The organism is Devosia salina (assembly GCF_019504385.1).
Classification (GTDB): Bacteria; Pseudomonadota; Alphaproteobacteria; order Rhizobiales; family Devosiaceae; genus Devosia; species Devosia salina.
This window is the reverse complement of record NZ_CP080590.1, coordinates 3832377-3844874: the sequence shown is the minus strand read 5'-3', so window position 1 is coordinate 3844874 and position 12498 is coordinate 3832377. Positions and strand designations below refer to the sequence as shown.

Annotated in this window: 11 protein-coding genes; 1 reads left to right on the top strand and 10 read right to left on the bottom strand. The window is 62.6% G+C overall.

The window, feature by feature from the left end; genetic code table 11:
- Positions 1-19: 19 nt before the first annotated feature.
- The 5 genes from K1X15_RS18820 to K1X15_RS18800 all read right to left on the bottom strand — a co-directional run bounded on the left by K1X15_RS18820 (position 20) and on the right by K1X15_RS18800 (position 6461).
- Positions 20-1045: an ABC transporter permease subunit gene (locus tag K1X15_RS18820; RefSeq protein ID WP_220305078.1), complete on the bottom strand. Its 1026-nt coding sequence runs from the start codon at positions 1043-1045 to the stop codon at positions 20-22.
- Positions 1042-2565 (bottom strand): sugar ABC transporter ATP-binding protein, encoded by a 1524-nt coding sequence (locus K1X15_RS18815; protein ID WP_220305077.1) that lies wholly within the window; start codon positions 2563-2565, stop codon positions 1042-1044. The genes K1X15_RS18820 and K1X15_RS18815 overlap by 4 nt, the downstream gene beginning before the upstream one ends.
- A gap of 68 nt (positions 2566-2633) precedes the next feature.
- Complete coding sequence (locus K1X15_RS18810) at positions 2634-3572, bottom strand: ABC transporter substrate-binding protein (RefSeq protein WP_220305076.1); 939 nt, start codon at positions 3570-3572, stop codon at positions 2634-2636.
- Positions 3573-3657: 85 nt separating this feature from the next.
- Positions 3658-4737 carry a LacI family DNA-binding transcriptional regulator gene (locus tag K1X15_RS18805; protein WP_220305075.1) on the bottom strand — a complete coding sequence of 360 codons (1080 nt, stop codon included), beginning with the start codon at positions 4735-4737 and terminating at the stop codon, positions 3658-3660.
- A gap of 203 nt (positions 4738-4940) precedes the next feature.
- A complete protein-coding gene (locus K1X15_RS18800; RefSeq protein ID WP_220305074.1) occupies positions 4941-6461 on the bottom strand; it encodes a winged helix-turn-helix domain-containing protein in 1521 nt (506 codons plus the stop codon).
- A gap of 89 nt (positions 6462-6550) precedes the next feature.
- On the opposite strand from K1X15_RS18800, the gene K1X15_RS18795 reads away from it, so the two are divergent.
- Positions 6551-7090, top strand: coding sequence for a carboxymuconolactone decarboxylase family protein (locus K1X15_RS18795; protein WP_220305073.1), 540 nt, complete (start codon positions 6551-6553; stop codon positions 7088-7090).
- Positions 7091-7304: 214 nt separating this feature from the next.
- Here K1X15_RS18795 and K1X15_RS18790 read toward each other — a convergent pair whose 3' ends face one another.
- From K1X15_RS18790 to K1X15_RS18770, 5 genes are all read right to left on the bottom strand, one after another.
- Positions 7305-8594: a glycoside hydrolase family 32 protein gene (locus K1X15_RS18790; protein WP_220305072.1), complete on the bottom strand. Its 1290-nt coding sequence runs from the start codon at positions 8592-8594 to the stop codon at positions 7305-7307.
- Between the two features lie 116 nt (positions 8595-8710).
- Positions 8711-9799: a glycoside hydrolase family 172 protein gene (locus tag K1X15_RS18785; protein WP_240549567.1), complete on the bottom strand. Its 1089-nt coding sequence runs from the start codon at positions 9797-9799 to the stop codon at positions 8711-8713.
- A 25-nt stretch (positions 9800-9824) separates the two neighbouring features.
- The gene (locus K1X15_RS18780; RefSeq protein WP_220305071.1) at positions 9825-10808 is read right to left on the bottom strand and encodes an ABC transporter ATP-binding protein; all 984 of its coding nucleotides are present in this window, start codon (positions 10806-10808) and stop codon (positions 9825-9827) included.
- Positions 10805-11635: an ABC transporter ATP-binding protein gene (locus K1X15_RS18775; RefSeq protein ID WP_220305070.1), complete on the bottom strand. Its 831-nt coding sequence runs from the start codon at positions 11633-11635 to the stop codon at positions 10805-10807. Before K1X15_RS18775 ends, K1X15_RS18780 begins: the two co-directional genes overlap by 4 nt.
- Positions 11632-12498, bottom strand: a complete 867-nt coding sequence (locus tag K1X15_RS18770; protein WP_220305069.1) for an ABC transporter permease — start codon at positions 12496-12498, stop codon at positions 11632-11634. The genes K1X15_RS18775 and K1X15_RS18770 overlap by 4 nt, the downstream gene beginning before the upstream one ends.

Sequence of the window (12498 nt, the reverse complement as noted above, 5' to 3'; positions counted from 1 at the left end):
AATAGGGACGTGAAGCGGATCAGCCCTGAGACCGCCCTTTGCCCCGGCCAAAAAGGGCCGAGAGCAATTCAGGACGCTGCTTAAGGCTGTCGATGGCCACGGCCAGAATGATCACCACGCCCTTGATAAGGAGCTGGGTGAAGAACTGCACATTGAGCAGGATTAGCCCGGTGGTCAGCACACCGAGGATCACTGCGCCTATGAGCGTGCCGACGATGCGGCCGCGACCGCCGACGAGGCTCGTGCCGCCCAGAACAACTGCCGCGATGGCGTCGAGTTCGTAGCCAGTGCCGGCGGTCGGCTGGGCCGAGATGACGCGCGCGGCAAAGATCACGCCGGCAAGGCCCGCGCAGATGCCTGCAATGACATAGACCGAGAGCAGGATGCGATTGACTTGCACGCCGGCCAGCCGCGCGGCCTGGGCATTGCCGCCCACGGCATAGACATGGCGGCCATAACGGGTGCGCTCGAGCACAAACCAGGCCACGAGAAACACCACCAGCATGGTGATGACCGGCACCGGCAGACCCAACAGGTAGCCGTTGCCGAAGTCGCGGAAACTTAGGTCGCTAGAAACGATGGGCTGGCCGTTGGTCATTGTGTAGGCTAGGCCCCGCAGGAAGGTCATGGTGCCAAGCGTGACGATGAACGGCGCCAGCGCGAGGTAGGCCGTCAGCACGCCATTGATGAAACCGCAGGCACCACCGACCGCCATGCCGATGGCGATTGCAATCGGCGCCGGGACACCGGCCATTGCTGCCAGCACGGCGACGACGCCGGATACGGCGACGATGGATCCGACCGACAGGTCAATGCCGCCCGTCAGGATGACGAAAGTGAGCCCCGCGGCGAGGATCGCGTTGACCGAAATCGATCGCGCTATGTTGAGCAGGTTATCCACGCGATTGAAATTGGGCGCGAAGATCGACATCAGCAGTACGAGCAGGATCAGCACCATCAGGATGCCGACCCGGTCCCACCACCAGGCGAAATCGAAGTGCCGCTTTTCCTTGGGGGCGGCGACCGGTTGGGAATTGGCGCTCATGGCAGGTCTCCGGCTCTGGCGGTCTGATGATCTGTGCTCGCGCCTACGGCGTGTCGCATGACGGTTTCTTCGCTAGCCTCATCGGCCGACAGTTCCTTGACGACCTTGCCGCCGCGCACAACGAGCACCCGGTCGGCAATGCCGATGGCTTCGGGCAGGTCTGACGAGATTACAAGGATGGCCTTGCCGGCACGAGCCAGCGCATCGATCAGTTCGTAGATTTCGCGCTTGGCGCCGATATCGACGCCACGCGTCGGCTCATCGAGGATCATGACGGCGGAGTCTCGCAGCAGCCAGCGCGCCAATGCCGCCTTCTGCTGGTTGCCGCCCGAGAGGGCCCGCACCGGCAAGTCGATGGCATTCTTGCGCAGGCGGAGACGAGCCATCTGCTCGAGCACCGCCTGCCGGACCGCGCGGTTCTGCACAACCTCGGCGGAGACGTAATTTTCGAGCGACGATATCGACACGTTGCGCTCGACGCTGTGGTCGAGGAACAGGCCCTCTGCTTTGCGGTCTTCGGGGACCATGGCCAGCCCATCCGCGATGGCATTGGATGGATTAGCGGGGTCAGATGGCTTGCCGTTGACCAAAACCGTGCCAGTCTCGCGGCGGTCGGCGCCAAAGATCAGCCGGGCGAGTTCGGTGCGGCCGGAGCCGACCAGGCCCGACATGCTGACTACCTCGCCAGCGCGCACTTGGAAGCTGGTGGGACCAAGACCGCCAGCCGCGAGATCCGCAACGTCAAGCACGACCTCACCCGGCTCACGCGGTTCATGGCGGTAGAGGTCGCCGATCGAGCGGCCCACCATCATGCGCACCACATCGGCTTCGATTAGCTCATCGCGGGTGCCGGTGCCGACATAGGCGCCATCGCGGAACACGGTGATGCGGTCCGAAAGTTGCCAGACCTCTTCCATGCGGTGTGAAATGTAGATCAGGCCGACGCCCTCGGTGCGCATCCGATTGACGACGACGTAGAGTTCCTGTGCCTCGGCGCGCGACAACGCTGCCGTCGGCTCGTCGAGTACCAATACGCGGGCGTTTTCGCTGACAGCACGGGCGATCTCGACCATCTGCTGCATGCCGATGCCGAGCGATCCGAGCGGGCGGGTCGGGTCGATGTCGGCGTGGATGCGCGCCAGCTTTTCGCGTGCGTCGCGCAACACCTGCCCCCGATCCAGCATGCCGAAACGGTTGCGCGGCTCCTGACCCAGCGACAGGTTCTCGGCCACGGTCATGGCCGGAACGGTATTGAGTTCCTGGTGGATGATGGCGATGCCATGGGCGCGTGCATCGCGCGGCGTGCGGATGTCGACGGGTCGGCCATCGATCAGGATGGCCCCGGAATCGCGCTGGATATTGCCCGACAGAATCTTCATCAGAGTGGACTTGCCGGCGCCGTTCTCACCCATCAGCGCATGCACTTCGCCGGCGCGCAGATCGAAGCGCACTTCGTTGAGCGCGAGGGTGGCGCCGAAGCGCTTGGTGATGCCGTTCAGTTCGAGCAGTGGCTGGGTCATGATCCACCTTTTCAGTTGGGGTGGCCGGAGCATGGGAGGATGCCCCGGCCCTCGACTGGTCTTGGAGCTTACCAGCCGGGATATTCGCTGACGTTGTCGCGCGTCACCAGTACGCTGGGGATCAGCACGTTGGTTTCGGTCAGCGTCTGGCCTTCGGTGATGGCGACGGCGGCCTTGACGGCCTGGCGCACCATTTCGCCCGGGTTTTGGGTCGCAGTGCCGATGAAGGGCGAACCGTCACGGGTCAGTTCCTGCACGGCTTCCGGGCTGCCATCGACGCCGGTAACCTTGATCTGGCTGGACTTGCCAGCCTGTTCGACGGCGAGCACGGCACCCAGAGCGGACGGGTCGTTCATCCCGAAGATGCCGGTGACGTCGGGATTGGCGGTCAGCATGTCGGTGCTGACGGACATGCCGGAGGCCCGGTCATTGCGCGATGCCTGCTGACCGACGATCTGGATGTCCGGATAGTTGGCGGCGACGTTCTTGCAGCCGGTGATGCGGTCGATGATGGTCTGGATCGGCGTACCGTCAACCAACAGCACCTGACCCTTGCCGCCCATCTGTTCGAACAGATAGGTGCACGAGACTTCGCCCGCCTGCACCGCATTGGTCTGGAACACGGCGTCAGCGCCGACGGCCGGGGTATCGACGGCCATGACGATGATGCCGGCGGCCTTGGCACGCTCGATGGCGGGGGCAATGCCGGCCTGATCGACGGCCGAGATCACGATAAGGTCGACGTCCTGCTGGATGAAAGCATCGATCTGGGTGTTCTGGTTGGCCAGGTCGAGCTGGGCGTCCTGGGTGTTGAGGGTGGCGCCGATCTCGGCAGCGGCTTCCTTGGCACCCTTTTCCATGGCGGCAAAGAAGGGATTGGACATGTCCTGCACCATCAGGCCGATCTGTTCGATCTTGGCCGGGGTGTCCTGGGCCATCACCGGCAGCATGCCGGTGGCGACGAAGGCCAGGGCCGAAACCGCAATGCTAAACGTTTTGGATTTCATTCGGAGTTCCTCCATGTGCCAGTCCTTTACGGAGCGCGGGCCGGCTTGCGCATTTCGACCGTCCACCACGGACGGAAACTTGGGGTTAGCTGGCGCCGGGGCCGGTGACCCTAGGTTGGCAGCCGCAGGACTGGCGAACGATGAGTTCGGCGCCGACCTGCTTCTGATGCGACGGCAAGTAGACGGGCGTCCCGCCTAGGCCGCCCTTTTCGGCTTCATCCTGGGCCAGCACGATTTCGGCCAGGGTATGGGCCGCTTGGCGACCGATTTCGCCGCTTCGCTCGTTGAGCAGGGTCAGGGGCGGCTGGATCAGGTTGGACCAGGCAAATTCGTCATAGCCCACCACGGCGATGTCGTAGGGCACTCGCAGGCCCGCGAGGCGGAAATGCTCGAGGGCGCCAAGCAGCATGGGGTTGTTGCCGGCGATCAACACTTCGGGCATCGCGCCGGAAGCCGCTAGATGCAGGCGCAAAGCCGCCTTTGCCGAGATGGCGTCGTTGGCGCTTTCTACGACGGTGAGTGTCGCGCCGCTGGCTGTCGCTGCATCGCGCAGGCCATGCTCGCGCTCGACGCGGGTGGACCAGATGGCGGGATAGGCAAGGAACAGCCAAGACTTGTAGCCATGCCCGGCCAGATGCTCGCCCACCTGCATGCTGGCGCGATAATTGTCGGTGGTGACGCTGGGCAGGTCCGGCGCGGCGGCAGGCGGCGAGGAGTCGACGAAGACCACCGGAATGTCCCACTTGGACAGGAGGTCAGTGTTTTCCTTGCGCAGCGTCAGGGTCGAGATGACGCCGGCCACGCGCGCTTCGATCAGGCGGCGGACCGTGCGATCCTCCTGGTCGGCATCGTAGTGGCCGTCGACCGCCACGTCGGCGATGATCACCGTCCAGGCCAGCGACTGCACGGTGCTCTGGATGCCGCCGATCAGGTCGAGATAGTAGGAGTTCGAAGTGGACGCCGTGATGAGGCCGACCGAGTCGCGATTGGTGCGGCGCAGGTCCTGGGCGGCGCGATTGGGAATATAGCCAATGTCATTGGCCGCAGCGAGGACGCGAGCGCGGCTGTCGTCCGAGACACCGTCGGCCCCCCGCAAGGCCTGCGAAATCGTATAGGTCGACAGGCCCGTCAGCTTGCTGATGTCACGAATCGTGGGACGAGCCATGGCTTCCTCCGTATCAGGCTTCCTCAAATGCCTAAACGTTTATCTGCATAGCCGCCATGCAATTAGGAGTCAACTAAACGTTTTGGTGATTTTCTAATATTAGAGATGCGCCCCATTCCCGCCTTTGGTAGACTGAACTAGTAATCCTGTAAGCCGCCATTCTTCGCACGGCGGAGAAATGATGCGATGCTTGTGCGATTTGACTAACGCTCGGGAAGCCCGGCGGCCCTGAGGCTGGGGATAACCGCGAGGCCGTACGCGTCATCACATCGGTCAACGCCTTCTTCCAGCGCTGCCAGGGTGAGCGTCGGATTCAGTTCGCGAAGTCGCCGGACCATAGCTCGGGCGTCGTCCATCTGACCGAGGCGCTCGTAGCAGGTGGCCAATGTCATGTAGGTGAAGGGCCATTCGTTGAAGGTCGCCAGCGATTTGAGGCACCATTGCACCGCAGTCTCAAGATTGCCGCGCATCATTTCTGCCGCACCCATGCCGTGCAAGCTCACATAGGCGTCCGGGGCACCGGGGCTGAGCTCATAGGCGCGCCTCCGACACCGCAATGCCTCGTCGACGTCACCGCTCATCTGATGGCCTATTCCGCTTAGATTGAGAATGACGACATTGTTGGGATTTTCTCGCACCGCTTCACGCAAACCTTCGAGCATGGCGGCATCGCGTTCCAACCGATAGAGCACGAAGCTGCAAATGGCCCGCAGAAGCGGATCGCTGTGCCCGACCTTCAGCGCCGCATGGGCGAGCGCGATGCAATTGTCGCGATCGCTGTTTCCCAGGGAAGGCAGACGGGCCGAGATGCGCTTTTCGTAGATCCAGGCAGCATAGGCCGATGCCAGGCCAAAGCCCGGATCGAGTTCGGCCGATTTCTGCAACAGCGCCAACGCCTCCTCATACCTCTGCGGCGTTGGTGCATAGATCATGGGCAGGGCCTTGAGGAAGAGCTCATAGGCATCGAGGCTCTCTGCGGGCTTGCGGCGCACCCGCTCGATCTCGGCCGTTCGAATTGTGGGTTCGACGAGGCCAGCCACGATTTCGGTTATGCGATCCTGAAAGGCGAAGACCTCCGAGGCGCTGCCATCATAGGTCTCCGCCCACAAGGTCTTTCCAGATTCCGCACCGAGCAACTGAGCCGTAACTCGGAGCCGGTCGCCACGACGTCGAACGCCCATTTCCAGAACATAGCGTACGCCGAGTTCGCACGCTGCATTCACGGGGTTCGCGCTCCGATCGCGCAGGGCAAAGCTTGCGCTGCGAGACAGCACGGCGAATGTCTTGAAGCGTGACAGCGCGGTGATGACGTCGTCGACAGTGCCGTCAACGAAATCGTCTCCCTCGGTGGCGGCGCCATGATTGGCGACGGGTATAACGGCAATCAGCGGCGGGCCGCTCAAGTTTTCGGACGGTTGAGGTCGGACGACCAAACGATAACCGATGCGTGGCACGGTGATGATGATGCTGTCGCCATCGGCGCCCAAAGCACGGCGCAACGCCGAGATCTGCACGCTGAGATTGCTTTCCTCAACAACCACCCCAGGCCATGCCCGCTCCAATAGCGTGTCCTTGCTGACGGCTTCGCCCTTTGCCTCGGCCAGGGTTTCGAACAGTACATATCCCCGATGGCCGAGGGGCAGAGTTCGTCCGTCGCGCATCAGCTGACGGCGTTCATGGTCCAGCGTGAATGGTCCCAAGGTCGTGCCCATGGCGCCGAGCATAGCCGGTTTTCGGAAGTTTTCGACTCTTTCAAAGGACCCGAAACGCCCATCTCTGGGAAGCTCCTGCACCGACAACAGGAGAGTTTCCGATGACCAGTTATTCCCATCTGATCAATGCGCTAGTCGCCGTATTTGCAATTTCGGCAATGCCGATGTTGGCGATGGCCGACGATGCCGACACGACCTATCAGAATATCAGCGAAACCTATGGCGCTGTGCCCACCTTCTTCTGGCAGTTTCAGCGCGAAGAGGTCGCCGATGCCTGGGAAGCCTTCTCGGCCCACCAGATGAACCCCGACCTGGCGCTGGAGGGCGGCATGCGGGAGCTGATGGGTGTCGCGGTCGCTGCGCAGGGTTCGTGCCAGTCCTGTCTCTACTTCCACACAGCAGCGGCGCTCGCCAATGGCGCTTCCGAAGCCGATATTCTGGCGGCCCTTCGAGTTGGCGAGGCCACAGGACGTCTTGATGCAATAATCGCTAAAGTCGATGCGACGCCCAGAGACTTCCGGCGGGCAAAGGATCTTGTTCTTTGGGGCGACATGACAACGGTCGCGGTGCGAAGCCCATCCGCCGAATTCTGCAGGCGGCTTCTTGCGGCCGGTGATCTGGCCGGATTCTGCGAAGAGTAGACGTTCCGTTCAGGTGGCTGTCCCCGTCTGGAGTCGGAGGACAGTCGTCAGGCAGCGGCCCAACTTCGCTGGCTAGGCCGCTGCTGAAATGCGCCCCAAATCTGCCGTCTGACGCAGTTGACTGATTGCCGAAAGCGGACATCGCACCTGAACCCGCTGAAGCCTCATCCGGTCCAGAAGGGCCATATGATTCATGCGATTTAGCTCAATCCCATCAAGTCACGCTCTCCGGACGGTGGGGGTAAAACAGCTGCGTGATCCAGATTAGACCATCACCAGTGGCCAGTTCGACGACGCCGCGATCGACATGAATGTCCAACAGCAGCGGGCCTGCCTTGGGAAATGAGGCTGGCACGCCGTAATTGTGGCCGAAGGCTGGCATGGCCGGCGTCTGGCTGCGGATCACAAGGATGGTTGCCTCGTCAGTGGCCGTGCGGGTAATCCTGAATTGGGGCTCATGCTCCGCGAAAAGCGCGATGTCCATCGACTGACCGATAGCGAGGGGCAGTTCCATTTTTTGTCGATAGACACCGGGCTCGGTCGAGGCGTTTAGCGCGGCGGAAACCGCAGCCGGAAGCGACTGAGTAAGCCGCAGGCCTTGGCGTGCCTCGACCAGCGATAAGGTTCGCGGCAACGACATGACGCCCCGGAAGGCCTCTGTCGGGGTGCTGCGGGCATATTGCCAGTTGCTTGCCCAGCCGAGAACGATTGGATCAGCGCCCTCCCGATCGAAGAAAGTCTGGGCGGCGTAGAAGTCCCTGCCGTAGTCCAGCCAGAGCGTGGTGCCCGGCCGGTTGCCGTTGATGAAAGCCCTGCCGTTAAACTGGCCGACAAAGTATTGCGTGCCCGATCCAGCGGCGAAGCCGCCAGACCCGACGCCGACCAGCAGGATCCAGTGTTCGGCGCCGTCCGGTCCGGTCATGGGGAACAGGTCCGGGCATTCCCAAGGGCCATCACTGTGGCGGCCGTGGCCAACGCCGAAATCGCTTTCATGCGTCCACTCCGACAGGTCGGGCGATGAATAGAAGCCAATAGACTGGCCGTGCGTAACAACCATGATCCAGCGCTGGCTGGGCGCGTGCCAGATCACCTTGGGATCGCGGAAGCAGGGCAGCCCGGGATTGTCGAGCACCGGGTTTTTCTCGTCGTGACGGTAGGTGGAGAGGGACCGGTTGGCGTGGACAAGGCACTGGACCTGATAGTCCTCGTCATCGATGCGGCGATGGGCGGTGTAAATCAGCTTGAGCTCGCCGTCTGCTGTCTCGACAGCACTGCCGGAAAAACAGGTTCCCAACTCGGTCGGATAGAGCGCCACAGGCAGCTCTTCCCAGCTGACCAGGTCGGTGCTGCGGGCATGGCCCCAATGCATGGGGCCGTGGGTAATGCTGTCCGGATCATGCTGGAAAAACAGATGATAGGCGCCATCGACCTTGATGAGCCCATTGGGGTCATTCATCCAGCCATGCAAAGGCGAGAAATGCAGTCTTGGACGATACGGCTCCACGATGTTGGTCTCCGGGCAGGAAACGAAAGGAGCCGCCGGTGTGGCGGGCTCCGAGGTCGGGACTGTCGGGAGGGCAGCCCCGTAGCGCCGATTTGCCGACGTTGCGGAGGGCGCGGTCAGACGATGAGGAGGAACTCACGGTCTGGTAAGGGCTGCAGCGTCGGCGCGGGCAGGGTCTGGTACCAATAGGCGACAGAGGCAACGTCGTCCTGCATGGGCAGCCAGCGGCCATTATAGCCCCAGCCAAGTGCTTGCACCGTGACTTTGAGGTCGCTGTCGAAGCGGATGGGGTCCATGACGTGGAAGCGATACATGCCCATACGGAATTGCGTCTTGTAGTCCGATGCCGGGCGAACCACCTGGTGAAAGCCGGCATATGGGGTCGTGTAGGTGACGTATTCCTTGTCATGTTTGGGCGTGGGGTCGAAATTGTAGGAGCCGCAGAAGTAGTCCTCGAGGCCGGTCGAGGCGATGGTAGGATACTCGCTGTCGCCGTCCATGAAGAACTTGACCTCGCCCTCGCCCCACCAGCCATTGTTGTTCTGGCCCCAGGCCATATACAGCCCGACAAAATGGCCCTTGCCCTTGATGCCGTCGATGACGGTGTAGTCCGTCTTGTAGGGAATGGGGTTGGTCCGGCGAAAGTGGGCGTGGAAATAGGCGCAGTCGTCGGGAATCTCGGTCAGCGTGTAGTTGATCTGGTAGTAGAGCGTCATCTGCTCTTCGGCGATATTGGTCATGGTGATGCGCGCCCGCTTGCGGAACGGCATCTCCCAGTAGGAATTGAAGGCGCTGCCCGGATTGACGCAGATCGGCAGGGCCGACATCTGGGCAAACTCGCCCCAGCCCGAGCCGAAGAAGTCGCCGACGGGGCATTCGACGGACGGAATGTCGCTGCCATCCCAGTAGATGCGCAGGATGGTGAACCGCCAGTTTCCCGTGGGTGTCATCCAGATATGCTGGATCGCCCCCGGGCCTTCGATGTCGGCAATGGTGCGGGTCTCGCCGGGCTCGATGCGGATCGAGGGCGAGATTTTCCAGCCCTTGCCGAGGTCGCGCGCCGCGTTGGCTCCGGTCCCCTCGGTCGCCATGCAGGCGCCGCCCTTTTCGCCATTGAAATTCTCGGCACAGATCGACCGGGTCTTTGCATTCGACAGCCGGGACAGATTGCCCAGATGCATGCCAAGGCCGTTGAAACCAGTCATAATAATCCTCTCTGCGCTTGCGCGCTTATTGCTTTGGATGGAGTTGAAAAGGTGGGCGCGCGGCCATAACAGCCATCTGCACGGCCGCGGCCGTCGTGGGTGTCTCACCCGGACGAAGCGGCAGCGCGACCGCACGCAGCGGTTCGGTGTGGTAGAGCCCGACCGGTCCGGTGGGCAGGAACGCGGACGGCGAAGGCGGTTCGGCTTCCAGGTTCCAGTCCCGATCCGGATCCGGCGACGGCACAGCGTCGATCAGCGCCTGCGTATAGGGGTGCTGCGGATTGTGGATGACTGCGTCGGGATCGCCCACTTCGAGGATATGCCCGCCATGCAGCACCACAATCGTATCGGCCACCTGATAGGCGGTCGCCAGGTCGTGGGTCACGTAGATCAGTGAAATGCCGAGGTCGCGATTGAGGCTGAAGAGGATTTCAAGAATTGTGGACCGCAGCGAAGCATCGACCATCGAAACCGGTTCGTCCGCCAGGATGATCTGCGGGTCGAGCAGCAATGCGCGGGCAATCATCACGCGTTGGCGCTGGCCGCCCGATAGCTGGTGGGGATACTTGCCAAGGGTTTCCGACGGCTTGAGCCCGACCCGCTGCAGGGTTGTCTCGATCCGGCCATAGCCTTCCTCGCGCGACTTGATGAGCCCGAAGGCCCGCAGGGGCGTCATCAGGGCGTGGTCGACCCGGTAGAAGGGATTATAGACCGAGAACGGATCCTGGAAGATGGCCTGCACTTCGCGGCGAAAGGTGCGCTGGCCGGCACTGCCGAGCCGGGCCACTTCGGCGCCATCATAGCGCACGCTGCCGCGCGATGGGGGCTGCAGTCCCAGCAGCAGCCGGATCAGCGTGGACTTGCCGCTGCCGCTTTCGCCGACCACTGCGGTGATCGACGGGCGCTCGCCGCCGACGGCCAGCGACACGTCGCGCAGGGCCGTCTTGGTCTTGTTGAGGCCGAGCTGATAAACCACGTCGGCATCCGTAACCTCAAGAAGCTTGCTCATGGCAATGCCTCCTGATGGGCGGCCTTGATGAACCGCGCCTGGCGGTCGAAGGACGGGAGCGAATTGATCAACATGCGCGTATATTCGTGTTGCGGGTTGGAGAAGACGTCGCGCACCGGGCCGACCTCGATCAGCTCGCCGCGATACATGACGCCCAGTGTCGTCACAAAATGCGCCATCAGCGCCATGTCGTGACCGATGAGGATGATGGCGGCCCCGATATCGCGTTGCACCCGGCCAAGCGTCGCGAGCACCTGCTTTTGCACCATCACGTCTAGGGCACTGGTGGGCTCGTCGGCCAGGATCAGGCTCGGCGTCAGGGCGATGGACATGGCGATGCAGACGCGCTGCTTCATGCCGCCCGACAGTTCGTGGGGATAGCGGCGCTGCACCTCAGGACTGAGACCCACCCGGGTCAGCAGGTCGCCGATGATCCGCTCGCGGTCCGCGCCGCCGTGACGGACGCCATGATCGTCGTAAATGTCCCCGATCTGTGCGCCTATTCGCAGGACCGGATTGAGCGAGTTCATAGCGCCTTGCGGGACCAGGGACATCTCTGCGAAGCGCAGCTTGCGAAAAGCCTCGTCATCGAGACGCGTCAGCTCGCGACCGTTGAGTTCGAGGCTGCCGCTGCTGACCAGACCGCCCTTGAGCATTCGCATCAGCGCCAGGATGGTGGTCGACTTGCCCGAGCCGGACTCCCCGACAAGGCCGAAGCGTTCGCCTCGTTGTAGTGAGAAGCTGACATTGCGGGTGGCATGGAACGAGCCGCTTGCCGTCGGATATTGCACCGTGAGGTCAGAGACCTTGAGAACCGTGTCACTCATGACTGGCTCCTCAGGCGCGGATTGGCGAAATCGTCGAGGGCGCTGGCGATCAGGAAGAGCGCGATGAAAAGCAGGGCCAGGATGATGACCGGGGGGCTCCACCACCACCACATGCCGCGGCTGAAGGCGGCATAGAGCAGCGCCCAGTAGACGGTCATGCCCAGAGTGGGGGTGTTCTGCGGCCCGAGTCCCAGGACTTCGAGCCCCATGCCCGAAAGGATGGCGCCGGATGTGGCGCCGACCAGCGACGCGAAGGCGATTGGGATGACGTTGGGAAAGATTTCGCGGAAGATGATGGAGAAGCTGCCCAGCCCCGATAGGCGCGCCATCTGCACATAACCCAATTCCCGCAAGGCGAGAACCTGTGCCCGAATGACGCGCGTGGCATGCATCCATGACAGCGCGGCGATGATGAGCGCCATCATCTCAACGTTCACCGCCCGCACTGAGGACGCAACGACGAGGAGAATCGCAAGCGGGGGGATGGTCAGCATGGTGTCGGTTACGGCGCCGATGATCCGGTCCCACCAGCCCCCGAAATAGCCCGAGAATAGGCCGAGCATGACGCCGATGGTGGTGCCGATGACGCCCGCCAGCACGCCCATGCGCAAAGTCTGTGGCGTGCCGGCGATGACAACGGCCAGCAGGTCGCGGCCGCCGCTATCCGTGCCCAGCCAGTGCTCTGCGGAAGGCGGCTGGTTGGTACGGACTGAGATCGGCTCCGCCAGCCGGATATCGACGAAGAGGGGTCCGATGATGCCGATGAGCAGCAGCACCGCCAGGATGGCCATGCCTGCCACCATCTTCGAATTGGTGCCGAGATAGGCCAGCGCGGCCCGTGTATTTCGCAGGATAGACTGCAT

Bases quoted from the DNA above. Each gene is read 5' to 3' on its own strand.
- K1X15_RS18820 (WP_220305078.1), bottom strand. From the start codon at position 1,045: ATGAGCGCCAATTCCCAACCGGTCGCCGCCCCCAAGGAAAAGCGGCAC.
- K1X15_RS18815 (WP_220305077.1), bottom strand. From the start codon at position 2,565: ATGACCCAGCCACTGCTCGAACTGAACGGCATCACCAAGCGCTTCGGC.
- K1X15_RS18810 (WP_220305076.1), bottom strand. From the start codon at position 3,572: ATGAAATCCAAAACGTTTAGCATTGCGGTTTCGGCCCTGGCCTTCGTC.
- K1X15_RS18805 (WP_220305075.1), bottom strand. From the start codon at position 4,737: ATGGCTCGTCCCACGATTCGTGACATCAGCAAGCTGACGGGCCTGTCG.
- K1X15_RS18800 (WP_220305074.1), bottom strand. From the start codon at position 6,461: ATGCTCGGCGCCATGGGCACGACCTTGGGACCATTCACGCTGGACCAT.
- K1X15_RS18795 (WP_220305073.1), top strand. From the start codon at position 6,551: ATGACCAGTTATTCCCATCTGATCAATGCGCTAGTCGCCGTATTTGCA.
- K1X15_RS18785 (WP_240549567.1), bottom strand. From the start codon at position 9,799: ATGACTGGTTTCAACGGCCTTGGCATGCATCTGGGCAATCTGTCCCGG.
- K1X15_RS18780 (WP_220305071.1), bottom strand. From the start codon at position 10,808: ATGAGCAAGCTTCTTGAGGTTACGGATGCCGACGTGGTTTATCAGCTC.
- K1X15_RS18775 (WP_220305070.1), bottom strand. From the start codon at position 11,635: ATGAGTGACACGGTTCTCAAGGTCTCTGACCTCACGGTGCAATATCCG.
- K1X15_RS18770 (WP_220305069.1), bottom strand. From the start codon at position 12,498: ATGCAGTCTATCCTGCGAAATACACGGGCCGCGCTGGCCTATCTCGGC.